At 68.8% G+C, this 19,632-nt stretch carries 18 protein-coding genes; 7 read left to right on the top strand and 11 right to left on the bottom strand.

Annotated elements, in window-relative coordinates:
- Nucleotides 1-63 precede the first annotated feature (63 nt).
- A complete protein-coding gene (locus NL1_RS21265; protein ID WP_067842074.1) occupies nucleotides 64-1,680 on the bottom strand; it encodes an ABC transporter substrate-binding protein in 1,617 nt (538 codons plus the stop codon).
- 337 nt (nucleotides 1,681-2,017) lie between these two features.
- Between NL1_RS21265 and NL1_RS21260 the strand changes: the two genes are divergently transcribed.
- Nucleotides 2,018-2,416 (top strand): hypothetical protein, encoded by a 399-nt coding sequence (locus NL1_RS21260; protein ID WP_156094973.1) that lies wholly within the window; start codon nucleotides 2,018-2,020, stop codon nucleotides 2,414-2,416.
- 7 nt (nucleotides 2,417-2,423) lie between these two features.
- Here the strand turns inward: NL1_RS21260 and purF are convergent, their stop codons facing one another.
- Nucleotides 2,424-4,004 (bottom strand): amidophosphoribosyltransferase, encoded by a 1,581-nt coding sequence (gene purF, locus NL1_RS21255; protein ID WP_067841993.1) that lies wholly within the window; start codon nucleotides 4,002-4,004, stop codon nucleotides 2,424-2,426.
- Between the two features lie 142 nt (nucleotides 4,005-4,146).
- Between purF and NL1_RS21250 the strand changes: the two genes are divergently transcribed.
- Entirely contained in the window at nucleotides 4,147-5,490 is a 1,344-nt protein-coding gene (locus NL1_RS21250; protein ID WP_373862576.1) for a YhgE/Pip domain-containing protein, read from the top strand.
- Between the two features lie 140 nt (nucleotides 5,491-5,630).
- Here the strand turns inward: NL1_RS21250 and NL1_RS21245 are convergent, their stop codons facing one another.
- The 4 genes from NL1_RS21245 to NL1_RS21230 all read right to left on the bottom strand — a co-directional run bounded on the left by NL1_RS21245 (nucleotide 5,631) and on the right by NL1_RS21230 (nucleotide 9,006).
- Nucleotides 5,631-6,020 (bottom strand): sterol carrier family protein, encoded by a 390-nt coding sequence (locus NL1_RS21245; RefSeq protein ID WP_067841991.1) that lies wholly within the window; start codon nucleotides 6,018-6,020, stop codon nucleotides 5,631-5,633.
- 126 nt (nucleotides 6,021-6,146) lie between these two features.
- On the bottom strand, nucleotides 6,147-6,563 hold the full coding sequence (locus tag NL1_RS21240) for a PPOX class F420-dependent oxidoreductase (protein WP_067841987.1): 417 nt from the start codon (nucleotides 6,561-6,563) through the stop codon (nucleotides 6,147-6,149).
- Nucleotides 6,564-6,634: 71 nt separating this feature from the next.
- On the bottom strand, nucleotides 6,635-7,276 hold the full coding sequence (locus NL1_RS21235) for a CPBP family intramembrane glutamic endopeptidase (RefSeq protein ID WP_084510822.1): 642 nt from the start codon (nucleotides 7,274-7,276) through the stop codon (nucleotides 6,635-6,637).
- Nucleotides 7,273-9,006 (bottom strand): alpha/beta hydrolase, encoded by a 1,734-nt coding sequence (locus NL1_RS21230; RefSeq protein ID WP_067841985.1) that lies wholly within the window; start codon nucleotides 9,004-9,006, stop codon nucleotides 7,273-7,275. Before NL1_RS21230 ends, NL1_RS21235 begins: the two co-directional genes overlap by 4 nt.
- A 100-nt stretch (nucleotides 9,007-9,106) precedes the next feature.
- On the opposite strand from NL1_RS21230, the gene NL1_RS21225 reads away from it, so the two are divergent.
- A complete protein-coding gene (locus NL1_RS21225; protein ID WP_067841983.1) occupies nucleotides 9,107-9,394 on the top strand; it encodes a YiaA/YiaB family inner membrane protein in 288 nt (95 codons plus the stop codon).
- 160 nt (nucleotides 9,395-9,554) lie between these two features.
- Here the strand turns inward: NL1_RS21225 and purL are convergent, their stop codons facing one another.
- Entirely contained in the window at nucleotides 9,555-11,876 is a 2,322-nt protein-coding gene (gene purL, locus NL1_RS21220; protein WP_174553446.1) for a phosphoribosylformylglycinamidine synthase subunit PurL, read from the bottom strand.
- A 360-nt stretch (nucleotides 11,877-12,236) separates the two neighbouring features.
- Here purL and NL1_RS21215 point away from each other — a divergent pair, with 360 nt between their 5' ends.
- Entirely contained in the window at nucleotides 12,237-13,571 is a 1,335-nt protein-coding gene (locus NL1_RS21215; protein ID WP_067841981.1) for a glycosyltransferase 87 family protein, read from the top strand.
- Nucleotides 13,572-13,586: 15 nt separating this feature from the next.
- Here NL1_RS21215 and NL1_RS21210 read toward each other — a convergent pair whose 3' ends face one another.
- Entirely contained in the window at nucleotides 13,587-14,873 is a 1,287-nt protein-coding gene (locus tag NL1_RS21210; RefSeq protein ID WP_067841976.1) for a M18 family aminopeptidase, read from the bottom strand.
- Nucleotides 14,874-15,165: 292 nt separating this feature from the next.
- Between NL1_RS21210 and NL1_RS21205 the strand changes: the two genes are divergently transcribed.
- On the top strand, nucleotides 15,166-16,239 hold the full coding sequence (locus tag NL1_RS21205; RefSeq protein ID WP_067841974.1) for an ABC transporter substrate-binding protein: 1,074 nt from the start codon (nucleotides 15,166-15,168) through the stop codon (nucleotides 16,237-16,239).
- 6 nt (nucleotides 16,240-16,245) lie between these two features.
- On the opposite strand, the gene NL1_RS21200 is transcribed toward NL1_RS21205, so the two are convergent.
- Complete coding sequence (locus NL1_RS21200) at nucleotides 16,246-16,671, bottom strand: MarR family winged helix-turn-helix transcriptional regulator (RefSeq protein WP_067841972.1); 426 nt, start codon at nucleotides 16,669-16,671, stop codon at nucleotides 16,246-16,248.
- 53 nt (nucleotides 16,672-16,724) lie between these two features.
- Between NL1_RS21200 and NL1_RS21195 the strand changes: the two genes are divergently transcribed.
- Entirely contained in the window at nucleotides 16,725-17,801 is a 1,077-nt protein-coding gene (locus NL1_RS21195) for a substrate-binding domain-containing protein (protein WP_067841967.1), read from the top strand.
- A 76-nt stretch (nucleotides 17,802-17,877) separates the two neighbouring features.
- Here the strand turns inward: NL1_RS21195 and purQ are convergent, their stop codons facing one another.
- A complete protein-coding gene (gene purQ / locus NL1_RS21190; protein WP_067841965.1) occupies nucleotides 17,878-18,555 on the bottom strand; it encodes a phosphoribosylformylglycinamidine synthase subunit PurQ in 678 nt (225 codons plus the stop codon).
- Nucleotides 18,552-18,788, bottom strand: coding sequence for a phosphoribosylformylglycinamidine synthase subunit PurS (gene purS, locus NL1_RS21185; RefSeq protein WP_067841963.1), 237 nt, complete (start codon nucleotides 18,786-18,788; stop codon nucleotides 18,552-18,554). The genes purQ and purS overlap by 4 nt, the downstream gene beginning before the upstream one ends.
- Before the next feature lie 113 nt (nucleotides 18,789-18,901).
- Between purS and NL1_RS21180 the strand changes: the two genes are divergently transcribed.
- The gene (locus tag NL1_RS21180) at nucleotides 18,902-19,546 is read left to right on the top strand and encodes an MBL fold metallo-hydrolase (protein WP_067841961.1); all 645 of its coding nucleotides are present in this window, start codon (nucleotides 18,902-18,904) and stop codon (nucleotides 19,544-19,546) included.
- Nucleotides 19,547-19,632 lie beyond the last annotated feature (86 nt).

Below are 19,632 nucleotides of genomic sequence, written 5' to 3'. Positions count from 1 at the left end.
TGCGTGGCAGCACGAACCGCCGGGCCCGCAGCGCGATCGCCGCGGGCCCGGCCCCCTCCGAGGTCACTTGCTGAGCACCGTGTAGCGGAACTTGAACGACAGATCCAGCGTCTGTTCCATCCCCTGCACGCCGTTGGCCGCGACGCCGATCTGCTTGCCGGACAACAGCGGAACGATCGGCAGGAAGTTCTGCGCCAGATCGCGCTGCACCTGCTGGAGCTGCTGGATCCTGCGATCCTTGTCCGGCTGGGTCGCCTCACCGATCAGCTGCGCGTTGATACCGGGATCCTCGAAGTGCGACTGCAGGAAGTTGTTGGGGCCGAAGAACGGCGAGAGGTAGTTGTCCGGATCCGGGAAGTCCGGGAACCAGCCGAACTGGTACAGCGGGTACGCGTCACGCGCCCGTTCCCGTTGGTAGCTCACCCATTCCGTGGACTGGAGGTTCACCCGGAACAGACCCGTGCCCTCGAGCTGCGCCTTGATCGCCTTGTATTCCTCGGTGCTGCTGGAGCCGTAATGGTCGGGGTTGTACTGGAGGTTGAGCTCCACCGGCACCGCGACGCCTGCGTCGGCGAGGAACTTCGCGGCCGCTTCCTTGTTCTGGCCCGCGCCGTAGATCTCCTTGAAGGGCTCAGATGCGCCCAGAATGCCCTGTGGCACGGACGAATATGCCGGGACGAAGGTGTCCTTGTAGACGTCGCGGGCCAGCGTGGCGCGATCCAGCGACGACGCGACCGCCTTGCGCACCGCCAGCTTCTGCTCCGGCGTACCGCCGGGCATGGTGTTCATGTTGAAGACGATGTAGCGCAACTCGCCGCCGGGACCGTCCAGCACCTTGACCTTGTCGCTGGTGCGCAAGCCCTCGATGTCGGTCGGCGTCAGCGAGCGGTAGCCCGCGTCGATCGCGCCGCTCTGCAGATCGAGCTTCAAGTTGTCGGTGGTGGCGTAGTACTTCGCCGAGATCCGCGGGGTCTTCGGGGTGCCGAGGATGCCGCGGTAGTCCGGATACGCCTGGTACTCCACCAGTTTGTTCTTGTCGTAGCTGGTGATCGTGTACGGGCCGGAGTAGCCCTTGGCGCGCACCACGTCCTCGTCGGCCATCACCTTGTCGGCCGGGAAGACCTTTTCGTCCACGATCGGCCCCGCCTGTGTGGGCAGGATGGCAGGGAAGGTCTGGTCATTGGCGACCTTCAGCGTGAAAGCGACGGTGCGCTCGTCGACCACCTCGGTCTTCTCCAGATTGCCCAGCAGCGAAGCGGGGCCGTTCGGGTCGTTGATGCCGAGCATGCGGTCGAAGGAGAACTTGACGCTCTTGGCGGTCAACGGATTTCCGCTGGCGAACTTCAGCCCGGCCTGCAACGTGCACGTGTAGACCGTCGGCGTGGTGAACTCGCACTTCTCGGCCGCATCGGGTCTCGGGGTCGGGTCGCCGGGCGCGAAATTCAGCAGGTACTGGTAGATCTGCGTCTCGGCGACCAGCGATCCGTTGTCGTAGGCGGCGGCCGGATCGAGCGAGAAGATCTTGTCCGTGGTGCCGACGATCAGCCCCGCGTCCTCTCCTCCCTCACCCGTCCGTCCGGATCCGCAACCCGCGAGCAGCGACGCCACCAGCGCCGCGAGCCCGACCGCCGCAATGCCTTTCGCTCGTCTCCGCCTGCCCGGCGTCCTCGAAACCCTCATCTCAGGCCCCACTTCTTCGAGCGCGCCGCACCGCGATTCCTGGATCACAGGCCCGGTACGGACGCGGTGAACTTCCGATATAGCTGGGGACCGTACCCACGAACCATTTCCGGCACATTGCGTTTTCAGAGAAAAATCACCGGGCTGTCATCACGCGTTGCGAATCTTGCACGGCAACACCGGCAAAGCCCGGTCAAACGTCCAGGAATGCGCGGACATCGGGTGACGGCGTCTCGAGGACGCCACGACACCACCGCGGACACCATTGTGCCGCTACCCATTTCGACTGTTCGTCAAACCAGTCTGCGCGCCGGGCGTGCGCCGTTATGCTCCCCGCATGGGGATGGCGGACGACGCACGGGAACTACGTCGCGCCGAGGCCGAGCGTGCTGCGGGCAGGCGGCGCGGGCTCGCGGAGAACCTCGCCGCCGTCACCGCTCTGATCGACGCCCGCATCCCCGACTTCATCTCCGCCGTGGCCGAGCTCGGCATCGGCGCCGAGGGCACGCTCTTCGATCGCTACTGGCTGGTCGAACTTCCGCTCGCGACCTCGATGCCCGTCGTGCTGAAGGTGCGCAAGAACGGCGCGTGGCAGTTCGTTCGCTACGTGTACGACCACCTGGCGCGAATCGACATCCCGACGGTGGACCGCGAACCGGTCTTCACCGCGACCCCCACCGAAACGGAGTTCGACGCCGCCTTCGCGCGGTGGCTCGCCGACCACCTGCCGCGCTGAACCGGCCTCAGGGCCTGCTCAGCGCGCTCGCGTTCGCGTTCTCGCCGAGCAGCACCGACTCCGGCTGACCGGTCAGCATGCCCTCGAGCAGGTTCTTGCCGATCGAGGCCTCCTGCGGCAGCGGGATCGGGTAGTGGCCGTCGAAGCAGGCGGAGCACAGGCGGGTGCGCGGCTGCTCGGTCGCGGCGATCATGCCTTCGGTGGAGATGTAGCCGAGGCTGTCGGCGCCGATCGAGCGGCGCACGTTCTCGACCATGTCGTCGTAGCTGTCGTCGGAGCCTGCGCCGTTGGCGATCAGCTCCGCGCGCGAGGCGAAGTCGATGCCGTAGAAGCAGGGCCACTTCACCGGCGGCGAGGCGATCCGCACGTGGATCTCCACCGCGCCCGCCTCGCGCAGCATCCGCACCAGGGCGCGCTGGGTGTTGCCGCGCACGATCGAGTCGTCCACCACGATCAGCCGCTTGCCGCGGATCACCTCGCGCAGCGGGTTCAGCTTGAGCCGGATGCCCAGCTGACGGATGGTCTGGCTGGGCTGGATGAAGGTGCGGCCCACGTAGGCGTTCTTCATCAGGCCCTGCCCGTAGGGCACGCCCGAACCCTGCGCGTAACCGACGGCGGCGGGCGTACCCGATTCCGGCACCGGGATCACCAGGTCGGCGTCGACCGGATGCTCCTTGGCCAGCCTGCGGCCGATCTCGACGCGGGTGGCGTGCACCGAGCGTCCCGCGATGGTGGAGTCGGGCCTGGCCAGGTAGACGTACTCGAAGACGCAGCCCTTGGGCTCGGGGTTGGCGAAGCGCATCGAACGCACGCCGTCGGCGTCGATGGCCAGCAGTTCGCCCGGTTCGATCTCACGGACGAAGGCCGCGCCGACGATGTCCAGCGCCGCCGTCTCGCTGGCTACGACCCAGCCACGCTCGAGCCTGCCGAGGCAGAGCGGCCGGACGCCGTGCGGGTCGCGCGCCGCGTAGAGGGTGTGCTCGTCCATGAAGGTCAGGCAGAAGGCGCCCTTCAGCGTGGGCAGCAGCTTCATGGCCGCCTGCTCGATGCTGGAATCCGCGGCGGCGTGCGCCAGCAGCGCGGTCATCACGTCGGAGTCCGAGGTCGCGCCGACCGGCTGCGGGCGGCCGCCGGAGACGGGATTGCCAATCAATCCGAGTTCCCGTGCGCGGCTTGCCAGTTCGGCGGTGTTGACCAAATTGCCGTTGTGCCCCAAGGCGAGACCGGAACCGACCGCGGTGGTACGGAAGATCGGTTGCGCATTCTCCCACGTCACACCACCGGTGGTGGAGTAGCGACAGTGGCCGACGGCGATGTGGCCCGGCATGGCGGCCAGCGTCTGCTCGTCGAACACCTGCGAGACCAGGCCGAGATCCTTGAAGACCAAGATCTGCTGACCGTCCGAGACCGCGATGCCCGCCGCCTCCTGACCACGGTGTTGCAGCGCATAGAGGCCGTAATACGTGAGCTTGGCCACGTCTTCGCTCGGCGCCCAGACACCGAAGACTCCACACTCCTCGCGTGGCGCGTTCTCGTCCTCATCGGGGGTGGCTGCGAGGTTGTCGACCGATACTTCGGCGTTGGTCACCGTTTGCTCCCTGTTCGGGCGGGCTGGGGGCACCAGTCATTCTACGGGTGAAAATTCGTTCGCGATCACGGCCACCGCATCCCGATAGCAATCCCCGTGTCGATCACCCGAAATCCCAGGGCCACGGCGGTACCGTCCATCCGTGGCGACGACGGACAGCACCAGCGGCATGGATCCGAACGCTCGGCGACTCGACCGCCGTTCGCTACTGCGCATGGTGGCCTCCCCTGTGGTGGTGCTCACCCTGCTGACCACCCTGCTCGGCATCATGTACCTCGATTACGTGGTCGACCCCGAGCAGAATCTGCACGACTTCCCCATCGCGCTGGTCAACCAGGACGTCGGCGAGACGATGGGCCCTCCGGACCAGCAACGACGGGTGAATTTCGGCGACCAGGTGGCCGACGGGCTGAGCAAGGCCGTGCCTGCCGACAAGATCGATCTGCGGGTCCTCGGGATCACCGAGGCCGAGCGGCAGCTGCAGTCCGGCAAGGTCTACGGCGCGATCATCATTCCGAGCGACTTCAGCAAGCGGCTCGGCATCCTCGGCGTCGGCAGCGTGGTGCCCGGCGACATCGAACAGCCCATGATCACGTTGCAGACCAACCCGCGCATGGGCGCGTACGCCAGCTCGATCGTCATCCATGTCGGCGACCAGGCGTTCCCCCAGGTGAACAAACAGGTCGGCGAGGAGCTCACGCGGCAGGTGCAGTCCCAGCTGACGCCGCCGGAGGGCGGGCAGGCGCCGGAACTCAGCGGGGCCACCCGCATCGCGCTGGCCAGTCCGCTCCAGCTGATCGTCGAGCAGTACCACCCGCTGCCGAACAACACCGGGCAGGGACTCACCGCGTTCTTCTACGCGCTGTTGCTGCTGCTCGCCGGCGTGATCGGCTCGATGACGATCCACACCATGGTGGACGCCGCGCTCGGCTTCGTGCCCACCGAGTACGGCCCGTGGTACGTCCATTTCCCGCCCACCCCGATCTCCCGGTTCAAGACCCTGCTGATCAAGTGGGGTGTGATGATTCTCGCGGGGAACGTCGTCTCGCTGATCTATCTGCTGGTGGCCAAGGGTCTGGACATGCCGATCGACGATCCGTTCTCACTGTTCGTCTACGGCGCCTTCGCGATCATCGCGGTCGGCATCACCGGTCTGTCGATTCTCGCGGCCATCGGCTCGGCGGGACTGCTGGTGAACCTGATCCTGTTCATCGTCCTGGGCCTGCCGTCCTCGGGCGGCACGGTCCCGATCGAGGCGACGCCCAAGTACTTCGGCTGGCTGGCCCATTTCGAGCCGATGCATCAGGTGTTCCTCGCCGTCCGCTCGATCCTGTACTTCGACGCCAACTGGGCGGCGGGCCTGGCGCGGGGCTTCTGGATGACGCTGGCCGGCCTGATCATCGGACTCGTCCTCGGCGCGGTCGTCACGCGCTACTACGACTACAAGGGATTGCATCGCGGGAGCTCCGCGCGGGCCGCCGCGTAATCGTCGGCCGACCGACGCGCCGCCGTCGCGTCGACCAGTTCCCACATACCCCTCACACGTCTCACAGCGTCGACGCTTGTGTGAGGCGTGTGAACCCTCTGTGAGATCACACCCCACACGAGCGGTGGGGGTCGCAGAGCTCAGTCGAACCGCAGGATCGGCAGCCAATGCGCGATCTCGGCGGCCCGGCTGCCGGAGGCGGTGAGTGCGCCGGAGTGGACCGCGGTCTCGAAATCGAGCAGGCCGGTGGCGAGCAGCAGCCAGGTGCGCGGGTCGGTCTCCACGACATTGGGCGGGGTGCCGCGGGTATGGCGCGGACCCTCGATGCACTGCACCGCGACGAACGGCGGGACCCGCACCTCGACGGAATGCCCCGGCGCATTCACGGCCAACGTGCGCACCGTGGTTCGGACGGCCGCCGCCAGCTCGGGGCGCGCGGGCTGCGCAGTCTTCTCGTCGCGCAGCCAAGCGCTCACCGCGGCCACCGCCGACCGAGTCTCCGCCGGGTCCACTGCCGCTCGTCGTCCCACGGGGCCGAGATTACCGATCGCCGGCGACAGGCCGCGCTTCAGGAAGCCTCACCTAGGACAGGACCATGCATCACTGATCCGCGCGCAAGTCCCGGCCTATCACGTACCGCGGACCCGCGGTTCGGCTCAGGACCAAGGTCCGATGCCGCCGACCTTCTCGATGCGGATGCGGGTGAGAACCCCTTCCGGTGCGCCCTCTGGCGGGAAGCCCACACCGGGCGCCATCGTCTGCGCGAGTTCCTTCAGCAGTTCCGGCGCACCGCCCTCGACGATGCGCGCCGTGCCGGTGACCGTCAGGTACGGCGTCATGATCTCGCCGCGCTCCCTGGAAACGATGGTGAGCGCGACCCGGCCGTCGCGCCGGACGTTGCGGACCTTCTTGTACTCGCCGAGGTGGGCGGTGACGAGCTCGTCGCCCTCGGGAGTCGATTGCAGCGCGACCCAGACCAGGCTGACCTGCGGGCTGCCGTCGGGATTGAGCGTGACCAGGGTGGCGTCGGCACCGGATCCGATCAGTGCGCGCGCGGCGTCATCGAGTTTCACATGTCGATCCAACACCAATCCGCCGCATTCATGCCCGATTTCACCGCAGGGAAGCGTGGCCGATTCGGGGGCTACGGAATGGGCTCGGGTAGCGCGAGACGCGTCGCGAGCACCCCGCCCGCGTTGATCGCCCAGTGCAGCAGTGCAGGGGCCGTCGTGCTGCCGGTCTTTCTGCGCAATCGGCCGAGGATCGCGCCACCGGCTGCGGTGGCCAGGACCGTCGGCCCGACGGGCTCCCCGCCCGCGCGCGCCGGGTGAATGTGCCACAGGCCGAAGGCGGCGGCGCCGAGCAGCGGGCCGAGACGCGGGCCGAAGGTGTCGTCCAGCAGCGGTTCCAGCGTGGAACGGAAGATCAGCTCCTCGCTGTAGACCGTGCCGACCGGGATGTGCACGGCGACCCACTCGATGTCCGAAACTTCTTGTCCCACCGGAGCGAAATCGCGCAACATCTCGCGCAGCGCTGGAATCGCCACGGCAGCACCGTAACCGGCGAGAACCACCGCTCCCGCGGAGGCGCCGACCGCCAGCCCCCTGCCCGACCTCCAGTGCGACCGCCCGCCGAACGCGAGCCCGTAACCGGTCGCGAAGCACGCGTTGGCCGCGGTGCGTCCGCGCTGATCCAGTCCGAGCCCGGGGAGCACCCGATTGCTCCACAACAGGGCAAGGCCGGTACCCGCGAGCGCTTTCGACACCGGCCCGAGCGCGACCCTCACTTGGTCTCCCGCTCGAATTCCTCCGCCGCCTCCAGCTGGAACCGAATCCGTTCGGCCAGTTCGGCATTCCAGCCGGGCGGGGCCGCGATGGCGGCCCAGCCGTCCAGCACCAGGCTGCCGTAACGGTGCCCGTGCCCGTCCGAAACGCCTTGGGCGTTGGTGAGATCCGCGGCGACCTGCCAGAAGGTGACGAACGGCGCCCAGCGCATCTGCGAGGACACATCCGAGCCGCGCGGCTCCGAGAGCCAATCCGGTTGGGAGAAGATCAAATCCGGCGACCACCAGACGATCGGGTCGGAGGCGTGCATGAGGTAGGCGATGCGCGGAGCCCGCCATTCGGCGTCGGGACGCGTGAGATCGGCGGCGTCGGCGGCAAAGCGGACCACCAGCCCGTCGGCGTACACCGGCTCCACCTCGCGGGAGCCGGGGTCGCGGCGCTCGACGAACTGCTGCCACAGCCGGTTCGAATTCGGCGGACCGACCCACAGCGCGCCGTCCACCTTGGCGCGCAGATCGGCGAGTCCGTCGAACGGGGCCTCCGACCCCTGCGAACCGAGGCTCTCGCCGTACACCAGCAGCTTCGGCCGCGACTGCGGCGGACGCGCCGACCAGTGCTCGTGCACCGCGTCGAAGAGCTGCTCACTCGCCGCGGCCGCCTTGCCGCGGTCCGCGAGGAACGACAGCACGCTGGGCAGGTACGAGTACTGGGTCGCGACGATGGCGCTGTCGCCGCCGTACATGTACTCGATCGCGCCCGCCGCCAGCGAATTGACCCAGCCGGTGCCCGTGGTGGTGACGACGACGAGCACCTTCCGGTCGAAGGCGCCGGTGCGCTCCAGTTCCTCCACCGCGAGCGCCGCCTGTTCCGCCCTGCCGTCGGCGGACTCCAGCCCGACGTAGACCCGGACCGGTTCGCGCGCCGGTTTCCCGGTGACCGCCGCGATGCGGCTCGACGACGGCCCGTGCGAAACGAACCAGCGCCCCTCGAAGCCAAGCGTCTCCCATTTCGCCAGCGAGGCCGGACTCCCCGAACGCTCGCGCTGCTGCGGCTGCACCGCATTGGGCGAGGTGCGGTCGTTGCGCACGCTGAACGCCGAGTTGGCTGCGGCGAAGAAGGCACGGGAGGCCACGCCGTTGAACAGCGTCACCACGAGCACCACGAGCACCAACGCCCCGGCGGCGGGCGCCAGCTCGCGCGGCACCCGTACCCATCGGTTGAGCTGCCTGGCCAGAAACAGGATGATCTCGCGCACCGTGCGATAGACGGCGACCACCGCGACACCCACCGCCACGCTCAACAGCCCGGTGCGCAGGTAGGCCGGGGTCGTCGTGCCCTCCATGCCCATCAGCGCGGTGATCTCGCGCTGCCAGCGGGCCGACTGCACCAGCATCAGGGCGGCGGCCAGCGCGGAGGTGAGCAGGACCGCGGTCTTCAGCGCGTCGCGCACCCAGGTGGGCGGTCCCGGCATCTTCAGCCGCGGCCGCACCCAGAGCCGGAACAGCCACTCGAGCACGCAGCCGAGGCCGTAGCCGAGCGCCGCGTTGACGCCCGAGATCAGGCCCTGGAACAGCCAGTCCCGCGGTACCAGCGAGGGCGTCACCGACAGCGCGAAGAAGACGGTGGCGACGATCAGACCGACGTAGTTCAGGTCGATGATGTCCTCGGCGCGCCGCACCACGACGACGCCGCGAGCGCGCAGCTTCGTCAGGGTGTCGGCCTTCTCGAGCACTCGAACAGTATGGCTGTCGCCACCGACGCGGCAATTACCCACCGCGCTCGAGTAGTTGTACGCGGTCGCTGGGGCCGCCCGCCCAGCAGACTCGATACCCATGAGCACACCAAACGCAGCGCCGAAATCCACCTCGGCCTACGTCGCGCAGGCCGCGATCGCGTTCGGCGTCAGCTTGTTCGGGGCGGGCGTCGGCATCTTCTACCTTCCGCTGGACGTCTGGCAGCGCGGCTTCCTCGGAATGACCGTGCTGTTCCTGGTGACCAGCACCTTCACCCTGGCCAAGGTGGTCCGCGACCAGCACGAGGCCAACTCCACCACCCACCGCATCGACGCGGCGCGGATGGAAAAGCTGATGGCCGAACACGATCCGTTCAAGACACTCTGACCCACGACAGACAGCGCCCACCTGGGGCGAGCCCGGCAACGAGGGGTCCGGGCCCGCCACGGGTGGGCGTTCGTCCGTCTTACTTCAGCTCGCCGAGGCCGACCACTCGGCCGGCCCCGTCGGGTGGCTCAGCGGTAACCATCCGAGCCTCCCGGTGAGGTCAGATCGCGCTGGCTCCGAACAGTTTCGGCAGCGTGCCCTCGTAGGCGTCGCGCAGTTCCGCCATGGTGACCGAGAATTGGCCCTGAACTTCAACGGAATCCGAGCCCTGGTCGACCACGCCGATGCGCACCCACGGCAGCTCGCGCGCGTCGCACATCTTGGTGAACCGGGTCTCCTCCGAGCGCGGCACCGCGACGAGCACCCGGCCCGCCGATTCGGAGAACAGCGTGACGAACGGGTCCGCGCCCTCGGGAAGCAGGATGCGGCAACCGGTTTCGCCCGCCAGCGTGGCCTCCACCACGGCCTGCGCGAGACCGCCCTCGGACAGGTCGTGCGCGGCGCTGATCATGCCGTCGCGCGAACCCGCGGTCAGGATCTCGGCGAGCAGCTGCTCACGCGCGAAGTCGACCTTGGGCGGCTCCCCGCCGAGGTGATCGTGGGCGACCTGCGACCAGATGGAGCCACCGAACTCGTCGCGGGTCTCGCCGAGCAGGATCAGCGTCTCGCCCGGTTCGAGGCCGAGGCCGGTCGGGATGCGGCGGTGCACGTCGTCGATGACGCCGAGCACGCCGACGACCGGCGTCGGCAGGATGGCGTCCTGGCCGGTCTGGTTGTAGAAGCTGACGTTGCCGCCGGTGACCGGAATACCGAGGGCCACACAGCCGTCCGCGAGACCGCGCACGGCCTGCTGGAACTGCCACATCACGCCCGGGTCCTCCGGCGAACCGAAGTTGAGGCAGTTGGTGACGGCCTTCGGGGTGGCGCCGGTGGTGGCGACATTGCGGTACGCCTCGGCCAGCGCGAGCTGCGCGCCGGTGTAGGGGTCCAGCTTGGTGTAGCGGCCGGAGGCGTCGGTGGCCAGCGCGATGCCGCGGCCGGTCTCCTCGTCGATCCGGATGACGCCCGCGTCGGCGTGCTCGGCGAGCACGGTGTTGCCGCGCACATAGCGGTCGTACTGCTCGGTGATCCACTTGCGGCTGCACAGCTGCGGGCTGGAGATCATCTGGAGCAGCGTCGCGCGCAGCTCGTCCGGGGTCTTGGGGCGCGACAGCTGGTCCGGCCCGTCGGCGATCAGCGCATCCTGGTAGTCCGGGCGCTGCACCGGGCGCTCGTACACCGGGCCCTCGTGCGCGACCGTGCGCGGCGGCACGTCCACCACGGTCTCGCCGTGCCAGGTGACCACGAGGCGGTCGCCGTCGGTGACCTCACCGATGACGGTCGCGAGCACGTCCCACTTGTGGCACACCGCCATGAACGCCTCGACGTTCTCAGGGGTGACCACGGCGCACATGCGCTCCTGGGACTCGCTGGACAGGATCTCCGCGGGCGTCATGCCTGCCGCGCGCAGCGGGACCTTGGTCAGGTCGATGTGCATGCCGCCGTCGCCCGCCGCCGCGAGTTCGGAGGTGGCGCAGGACAGTCCGGCACCGCCGAGGTCCTGGATGCCGACGACCAGCTTGGCCGCGTACAGCTCGAGACAGCACTCGATGAGCACCTTCTCGGTGAACGGGTCGCCCACCTGGACGCTGGGCAGCTTCTTACGGCCCGCGCCGGACTCGTCGCCGGAGAAGGTGTCCGAGGCGAGCACGGAGACGCCGCCGATGCCGTCGAGGCCGGTGCGCGCGCCGAACAGGATGATCTTGTTGCCGGTGCCGGAGGCGAAGGCCAGGTGCAGGTCCTCGACCCGCATCACGCCCGCGCACAGCGCGTTGACCAGCGGGTTGCCCTGGTAGGAGGCGTCGAACACGGTCTCGCCGCCGATATTCGGCAGGCCGAGCGAGTTGCCGTAGCCGCCGACGCCGCGCACCACGCCGTCGACCACGCGCCGGGTGTCGGCCGCGTCCGCCGCGCCGAAGCGCAGCTGGTCCATCACCGCGATCGGGCGCGCGCCCATCGCCATGATGTCGCGCACGATGCCGCCGACGCCGGTGGCCGCGCCCTGGTAGGGCTCGACGTAGGAGGGGTGGTTGTGGCTCTCCACCTTGAAGGTGACCGCCCAGCCGTCACCCACGTCGACCACGCCCGCGTTCTCGCCGATGCCCGCGAGCATGGACTCGCGCATCTCGTCGGTGGTGGTCTGCCCGAAGTAGCGCAGGTGCACCTTGGAGGACTTGTAGGAGCAGTGCTCGCTCCACATCACCGAGTACATCGCCAGCTCGGCGTCGGTGGGGCGGCGGCCGAGAATCTCCTTGATGCGGGCGTACTCGTCGTCCTTGAGACCCAGCTCTTTGTACGGTTGCGCCACATCGGGGGTTGCTGCGGCTGCACTGACGGTGTCGACCTGCGGAGTCACGGAGTACCAGGGTCCTTTCGGCGCCATGGGGGTCGGCAAGCCGGCGGAGCCGGCAAGGTGGGCTGACGCGCGCAAGGCAGCGACGAACGTTGTCACTGGTGTTGCGGCGAGATGCCTGGCACTCAGTCTAGAGGGCGGGTGGCGCGGCCACGCAGGTGAGGGGCTTCGTCGCTGTGGCGGCGCGGGTTCCCGACGGTGACGCCATGCAGCGACCGGGTCCGAGCGCACTCCCGATCATGGTCGCTGGATCGTTGCCCGAGTCTGGTTCCTCTATCGATCCGAGCCTCCGATTCCCCTGTCAGCGGGCGAGATCGGAGGGCGACCCTCGCGGGTTGCGGCGTCCGGGTCGGCCCGAACGCCGCCCCACCACACCGATACTCTGTCCGAGTGAGCGAACGATCGGGGGTTGCGAATTCGGCCGAGCAACCAGTTGCCACGGAGGATGCGCGCCCCGGCGTCGCGGATTTCGCGGGCGCGGCCGGCTCGTCGCCGCATTCGGCAATGTCGTCGCGGCAGCTGCGCTGGCTGGCCGCCGCACTCGGGCTCTTCCTGGTCTCGGCGGTGGTCTCGCTGCTGGTCCACTGGTGGAACGGGTACATCGATCTGCAGGTCTACCGCACCGGCGCGCGGGTCTGGCTGGACGGCGGCGAACTGTACGGCCCGATGCCGCCGGTCATGGGCATCGGCCTCCCGTTCACCTATCCCCCGCTGGCCGCGCTGTTCTTCGCGCCGCTCGCGCTGATGCCGCTGGTACTGGCCGAGGTGCTCGTGCTGGCCACCTCGATCGCCGCCCTCGGCATCACGCTGTGGCTGGTGCTGGCCAGGATCCGGCCCGAACTCGACCGGCCGATGGTGCTGCCCTTGGTGATCGCCGCCGTCGCGGCGGCCGGCTTCCTCGAGCCGGTGCGCCAGACCTACGGCTTCGGCCAGATCAATCTGGTGCTGATGGCCGCCATCGCGCTGGACTGCCTGGTGCGCAAGCCGTTCTGGCCGCGCGGCATGCTCATCGGAATCGCGGTGTCGGTCAAGCTGATTCCCGCGGGCTACCTGCTGTACTTCCTGCTGCGCAGGGACTGGAAGGCGGCGGGCACCCTGGTGGTGTCCGCGATCGGCGCGGTCGGCCTCGGATTCCTGCTGTTCCCAAGCGATTCGGTCGACTACTGGTTCCACACGCTGTCCGACACCGGTCGCATCGGCCCGCCGTACTTCGCCGGCAACCAGTCGCTCAAGGGCATGGCCTTCCGGCTCGGCGTCTCCGATTCGGCGGCCACGCTGATCTGGATCACGCTCTCGCTGGTGGCGATCGCACTGGCCGCGATCTGGATGCACCGGCTCATCCAGGCGGGCGCCACCGTGGCGGCGCTGCTCGTCAATGCCGCCGCGGTGCTGCTGGTCTCGCCCGTCTCGTGGTCGCACCACTGGGTGTGGGTGGCGCCGGCGCTCGTCGTGGCCGCCGACGCCATCGTGCGGGTTCGTGAGGGACGCGCACGCACCCCCCGCGGACGATGGTTCCTCGCGACCGTCTCGGTCTCGACGGTGCTGTTCCTCATCGGCCCGCACTGGCTGCTGCCGCACTCGAAAGACCGGGAACTCGACTGGGCCTGGTGGCAGCAGATCATCGGAAGCAGCTACGTCCTCGTGACGTTCGCGGTGTTCGTCGTCGCGGTCGTCACCTACCGGCCTGCTGTGACCCGCGCCGCCGAAACCGCCCCGGCCAGTTAGCCGAGTGCGCGCGCCTTATTCCACTGGCGTGAGGAACGCGGCGAGCGCGGCGGCGTAAGCCGGAACGTCGTTCGCGCCCATCAGCTCTCGCGCCGAGTGCATCGCCAGCTGGGGCGCGCCGACGTCCACCGTCGGCATGCCGGTGCGGGCCGCGGTCATCGGGCCGATGGTCGAGCCGCACGGCAGGTCGGCGCGATGGACGTAGCGCTGCAACGGGACGGCCGCCTGGTCGCACGCCAGAGCGAACGCACCCGCGCCGATGGCGTCGGTGGCGTAGCGCAGGTTCTGGTTGACCTTGAGCACCGGCCCGCCGTTGATCTCGATGCGGTGCGCGGGCTCGTGCCGCTCCGGATAGTTCGGATGGGTCGCGTGCGCCATGTCGCCGGACGCGCAGACCGAACCCGCCAGCGCCGCCAGGTATTCGGCGCGACCGCCGCCGCGCGCCAACACGATCCGCTCCAGCACGGCGGGCAGCAGATCGGACTGGGCGCCGCGGTCGGATTGGCTGCCGACCTCCTCGTGATCGAACATGGCCAGCACCGGCACCGCCGCGCCCGGATCGTCGATGGCGGCCAGGAACGCGCGCAGCCCGGCGTAGCAGGTGCCCTGGTTGTCCAGCCGGGGCGCGCTGACCAGGTCGCTGTCCCGCCCCACCAGGCTGCTCGGCGTCAGCACGTGCGTCATCAGCTCCCAGCCGAGCACCGTGGCCGGATCCACCTCGACGCTCTCGGCGACGAAGGCGAGGAACGAGCGCGGCGCGTCGCCGACGCCCCACACCGCGTTCACGTGCCGCTGCGGATCCAAGGTGACACCGCGCCGGTCCTCGGAGAGATGGATGGCCAGCTGCGGCACCCGCAGGATCGGCTCCTCGATGCGAATCAGCTGCTCGCGCAACGTGTTCCCGTCCCGCACCGTCAGCCTGCCGGAAATCCCGAGCTCGCGATCCAGCCACGAGTTCAGCCACGCGCCGCCGTACGGTTCGAGGCCGACCAGCTGCCACCCCACGGACGCCAGATCCGGGTGCTGCTTCACCCGCAGGTTCGGGCTGTCGGTGTGCGCGCCGACGACGCGAAACGGGGCCGCGTCGTCGCCGGTCCCGGCCCAGGCGATCAGCGAACCGCCGCGCACCACATAGCGGCGTCCGGTCGTCTCGGCGGGCCACGCCGCCGCCTCGGAGAGGCGGGTGAAGCCGTGTGCGTCCAGCTCCTGCGCGACCGTGCGGACCACGTGGAACGGCGAGGGCGAGTCATCGATGAACGCGCACAGCCCTTCGGCCGTCGCGGCGGTGGTGGAAACGGGCATGGCCCGATCCTAGATCTGCTGCTCGGGGCCTCGGGCACCGAGCACGCGTCCGGCGTCCGCGTGCCGCCATTTATTTCCATTCAGAAAATAACGGAGTCCATGGTGGATCGCGTGGCAACTCGTACCGATACCCGAACGTACACGACAATTCGCGGCCACCTCGATATCGCTGTAACCCTGCGGTAATCCGGCCAACGCGCCGAAACGAGAATGCGGCGAAACGCCGCTAGACTGACTCGCGATGCGGTGAACCAGAACATTCAGCAAATCTCGCGTGAAGAACGGGGCTCGCATGACATTGTCGAGCGGGCGGCACCACGACGCCGTCGAAATCGTCAACATCGCACCCATGTGCGGCGCGGGCGCCCTCATCGGGCCGTCCTGCGTGGCGGCCGCGAACCTGGCCATGGCCGAGATCAACAGCGGGACGGGCATTCTCGGCCGCGAGGTGTGCGTGACCACGATCGACGGCGGCGGCCCGCCGCAGCGCGTGCACGACGAGGTGTCGGCCCTGCTGGCGACCGGCATGGTGCACGCCGTCACCGGAATACCGATGCCGGAGAATCGTTACGCGATCATGCGCGCCGCGGCCGGTCGCGCGCCGTGCCTGTTCGGCGTCGGCCACGACGGGCTCGCGACCGAAGAGCCGGGCGTCTTCATGATCGGCGAGCACCCCGGCATCCAGACGCTGGTCGCGGTGGACTGGCTGCATCGGGAGTTCGGCGCCCGGCGCTGGGCGGTGGTGGCCAGCGACTACCTCTGGTCCCGCCGTATCGCGCCGACGCTGCGCGAGATCCTCGCGCCGCGGCACACGGTGGTCGCCGAACACTTCGTGCCGTTGGGCGCCGAGGACTTCGGCGCCGTGCTCGACGACCCACGGCTGGACACGGCCGACGGCGTGATCCTGCTGCTCGTCGGCGCCGACGCCGCCCGATTCAACCGGGCGTTCACCGCGGCAGGACGCGCCGACCGGCAGTTCCGCACCGGCCCGACCATCGACGAAAACGTCCTGCTGGCAGGCGGACTCGACGCCAACCGCAATATCTACGTGCCTTCCAGCGTGATTCCCGATCGCCGCAGCGCGGACGATCGCGATCTGCTCGATCGATACCTGCGGCTGCATCGCGGATTCGCCCCCACCTTCAGCCGATTCGCCAACGGCGTCTACCACTCCCTGCACGCGCTGCGCACCGCGGTCGACACCGCGGGCTCCTTCGAGACGGCGCGCATCCACGGCGCGCTGGCGAATCGCCCTGTGCTCGAAGGCCCGTCGGGCGCGTTCACCTTTCGCGGCGATCAGGTCGTGCGACCGACCTTCGTGGCTCGCGCGGAGGGCGTCGACTTCGAGACGCTCACCGTGGCGTGAACTCCCCTATGCCTCGGCCACCAGCTCCAGCAGCCGCTTCAGCTCGGCGAAGCGCCGCACGCCGATCTTGGCCTGGAGCTGTCGCTCGGCGATCTCCTCCTCGGCCCGCACCGACGCGACCAGCTCGGCCCCCAGCCTGCTCAGCCCGATCAGGATGCGCCGCCGATCCTCCTCCGCGGCCACCCGGAAGATCAGGCCGCGCTCGGCGAGGCCGTCGGCGTGCCGGGTCGCCGAGGACGGCGCCAATTGCGAACGGTTGGCCAATTCGCTCATGGTGATGCCGGTTTCGCTCGACAGGTTGCACAGCATCGACCACTGATCCGGCGAAAGCTGCCTGGCGCACAACGCGGCATCGAGGTGACGTAGCCAACGGCGCTCGGCGGCACGCAGCGCCCCATGCAGCGTGGCATATCCGCTTAGAATGGTGGTCATTGTTTTTCCCCGCCTGCTTTTGAATTTCGCTCGAACCAGAAGAAGAGTACCGAATGTCAGCGGTCGGCGAGAGCCCAGACGGCACGATCGAGATCCTCAACATCGTCCCCATGCAGGGACCGGGCGGTATCTTCGCACCTTCCTGCGATGCCGCCATTTCGCTGGCCGTGTCCGAAATCAACCATGGTGCCGGAATTTTCGGACGCGAAATTCGTACCACGAATATCGATGGCGGCAGGCCGCCGGGGGAGGTCGCCAACGAGGTGGCCGCCCTGCTCGCCACCGGCATGGTGCATGCCATTACCGGCTGGCACACCTCCGCGGTGCGGCGTGCCGTGGCCAGGGCGAACGACGGTCGCGTCCCCTATCTGTTCGCGGTCAGCCACGAGGGCCTGCCCGACGAGTTGCCGGGCGTGCTGCTGGTCGGCGAGCATCCGGCGGGCCACACCGTCGCCGCGGTGCGGTGGCTCGGCCGGGAACTCGGCGTGCGCCGCTGGGCCATCATCGGCAACGACTACATCTGGCCGCGTGAGACGGCGAAAGCGGTGCGGCGCAGCCTGATCGACCCCGGCGCCGTCGTGCTGGAACGGTTCGTCCCGCTCGGCGCGCCGAGCTTCGCCGGCTTCCTCACCCACCCCGATCTGGACCGGGCCGAGGGCATCATCATCCTGATGGTCGGCGCGGACGTCGCACGCTTCAACCGCCAGTTCTATGCCACGGGCCGAGCCGCCGACCAGGTGCGCGTCAGCCCGGCCGCCGACGAGAACGTGCTGCTCGCGGGCGGCGCCAAGGTGAACCACAATCTCTATGTGCCGTCCAGCTTCTTCCTGAACGAGAAGCTCACCGACGGCCGGGACCGCAAGGTCCGGTACCAGAGAATGCACGGCAGTTTCGCGCCCGCGCTCACCACCTTCAGCAATGCCACCTACGAAGCCATCCACGCGCTGCGCGGCCTGGCCGAGACCGTCGGCTCGCTGGACGTGCCGAGCCTGCAGGGCGCGCTGGACGACGGTGTGCACTTCCAGACCCCGGGCGGCCCACGGGGATTCGTCGGCAACCAGGCGATCCAGCCCGGTTATCTGGCGCGGGCCGAGGGCGTCGAATTCGAGATCATCGACCGCATCTGGTGAGCCGAAAACGAAACGGCCCGAGCCGGCCGGTCTCCCGGGAGCGGGAGCGCGCGGCGGCTCGGGCCGAAGCGTTGCGTCAGGCCGAGACCAGGGTATCCAGCACCGAGAGGAACAGTCCGAGACCGTCGTCGCTCGGGCCGGTCAGCGGCTCGGTGGCGTGCTCGGGGTGCGGCATCAGACCGACCACCCGGCCGTTGGCCGAGGCGATGCCCGCGATGCCGCGCTGCGAACCGTTCGGGTTGTCACCCGAGTAGCGGAAGACCACCCGGCCCTCGCCCTCGAGCTCGTCGAGCACGGCGGTCGAGGCCTGGTAGCGGCCCTCGCCGGACTTGAGCGGGACCAGGATCTGCGCGCCCGGCTCGTAGCGGGAGGTCCACGCGGTGGACACCGACTCGACGGTCAGCCATTCGTCGCGGCAGATGAAGTGCAGACCCTCGTTGCGGGTCAGCGCGCCGGGCAGCAGCCCGGCCTCGCACAGCACCTGGAAACCGTTGCAGATGCCGAGCACCGGCATGCCCTTACCCGCGGCCTGCACGACCTTGCCCATCACCGGCGCGAACCGGGCGATAGCGCCCGCGCGCAGGTAGTCGCCGTAGGAGAAGCCGCCGGGCACGACCACCGCGTCGACCTCTTTCAGGTCGGCGTCGGCGTGCCACAGGCTGACCGCCTCGGCGCCGGCGAGGCGCACCGCACGCGCGGCGTCGACATCGTCGAGCGTGCCGGGAAACGTGATGACCCCGATGCGCGCCGTCATGGGAGGCGAACCACCTTCCACTCCTCGATCACGGTGTTGGCGAGCAGGCCTTCGGCGATCTGCTCGAGCTCGGCGTCGCTGACGCTGTCGTCCACGTCGAGCTCGAATCGCTTGCCCTGCCGCACATCAGCGATTCCTGCGAATCCCAGGCGCGGGAGCGCACCGACAATGGCCTGCCCCTGCGGATCCAGGATTTCGGCCTTCGGCATCACCTCGACCACGACTCGTGCCACGCGTTGCTCCTCAGGTGGTGTGCGGGGGTTACCTGAGCAGCCTAATTGCTCCGGCTGCGCGAGCTACCTGCGGGGTCGGGTGAAATCGGGCACGCTGCCAATAGCATGGCGGCATGCGCATAGCCCATTTCGGCCACTCCTGCATCCTCGTCGAGCTGCACGGCACGAAGGTGCTCTTCGATCCGGGCACGTTTTCGCACGGCTTCGAGGGCATCACCGGCCTGGACGCCATCGCGATCACCCACCAGCATCCCGATCACATCGACCCGAACCGCATCGATGCCCTGATCGAGGCCAACCCCGACGCCCGCCTGCTCTCGGATCCGCAGACCGCGGCCCAGCGCGGCGATCGGTGGGAGGCCGTGCACGCAGGCAACGTGCTGCGGCTCGGCGACCTGCAGATCACCGGCGGCGGTGGCAGGCACGCGGTGATCCATCCGGAAATCCCCGTCATCGACAACACCGTCTTCCAGCTCGGCACCGCCGAGGACCCCGCCCAGCTCGTGCACCCCGGCGACTCGCTCTGGGTCCCGCCGGTCCCGGTCGGCGTGCTCGCCATCCCCGCCGCGGCGCCGTGGATGCGGATCAGCGAGGCGGTCGACTACCTGCGCGCCGTCGCACCGCGCACCGCACTACCCATCCACTTCGGCATCATCGAGCCCTCGGCCCGCGGCATCTATTTCGGCAGGCTCTCCGAAATGGGCCCCGAGGGAACGGAATTCACCATCCTCGAACCAGAAACCCAACGCACCTTCTGACGCGGGGACTTCGCAGACCTTCCATACGCTTCGCAGGGCGCACAACCTCTGCGAAGCGTATGAAGGCTCTGCGAGGACGCTTCGGG

The sequence above is a fragment of the Nocardia lijiangensis NBRC 108240 genome (assembly GCF_001613045.1).
Classification (GTDB): Bacteria; Actinomycetota; Actinomycetes; order Mycobacteriales; family Mycobacteriaceae; genus Nocardia; species Nocardia lijiangensis.
Note: the sequence above shows the minus strand (reverse complement) of the source record. Positions and strands in the feature narration are given on the sequence as shown.

Coding starts and splice junctions, on each gene's coding strand:
- NL1_RS21265 (WP_067842074.1), bottom strand. CDS start 1,680: ATGAGGGTTTCGAGGACGCCGGGCAGGCGGAGACGAGCGAAAGGCATT.
- NL1_RS21260 (WP_156094973.1), top strand. CDS start 2,018: ATGGGGATGGCGGACGACGCACGGGAACTACGTCGCGCCGAGGCCGAG.
- NL1_RS21225 (WP_067841983.1), top strand. CDS start 9,107: ATGAGCACACCAAACGCAGCGCCGAAATCCACCTCGGCCTACGTCGCG.
- purL (WP_174553446.1), bottom strand. CDS start 11,876: ATGGCGCCGAAAGGACCCTGGTACTCCGTGACTCCGCAGGTCGACACC.
- NL1_RS21210 (WP_067841976.1), bottom strand. CDS start 14,873: ATGCCCGTTTCCACCACCGCCGCGACGGCCGAAGGGCTGTGCGCGTTC.
- NL1_RS21205 (WP_067841974.1), top strand. CDS start 15,166: ATGACATTGTCGAGCGGGCGGCACCACGACGCCGTCGAAATCGTCAAC.
- NL1_RS21200 (WP_067841972.1), bottom strand. CDS start 16,671: ATGACCACCATTCTAAGCGGATATGCCACGCTGCATGGGGCGCTGCGT.
- NL1_RS21195 (WP_067841967.1), top strand. CDS start 16,725: ATGTCAGCGGTCGGCGAGAGCCCAGACGGCACGATCGAGATCCTCAAC.
- purQ (WP_067841965.1), bottom strand. CDS start 18,555: ATGACGGCGCGCATCGGGGTCATCACGTTTCCCGGCACGCTCGACGAT.
- NL1_RS21180 (WP_067841961.1), top strand. CDS start 18,902: ATGCGCATAGCCCATTTCGGCCACTCCTGCATCCTCGTCGAGCTGCAC.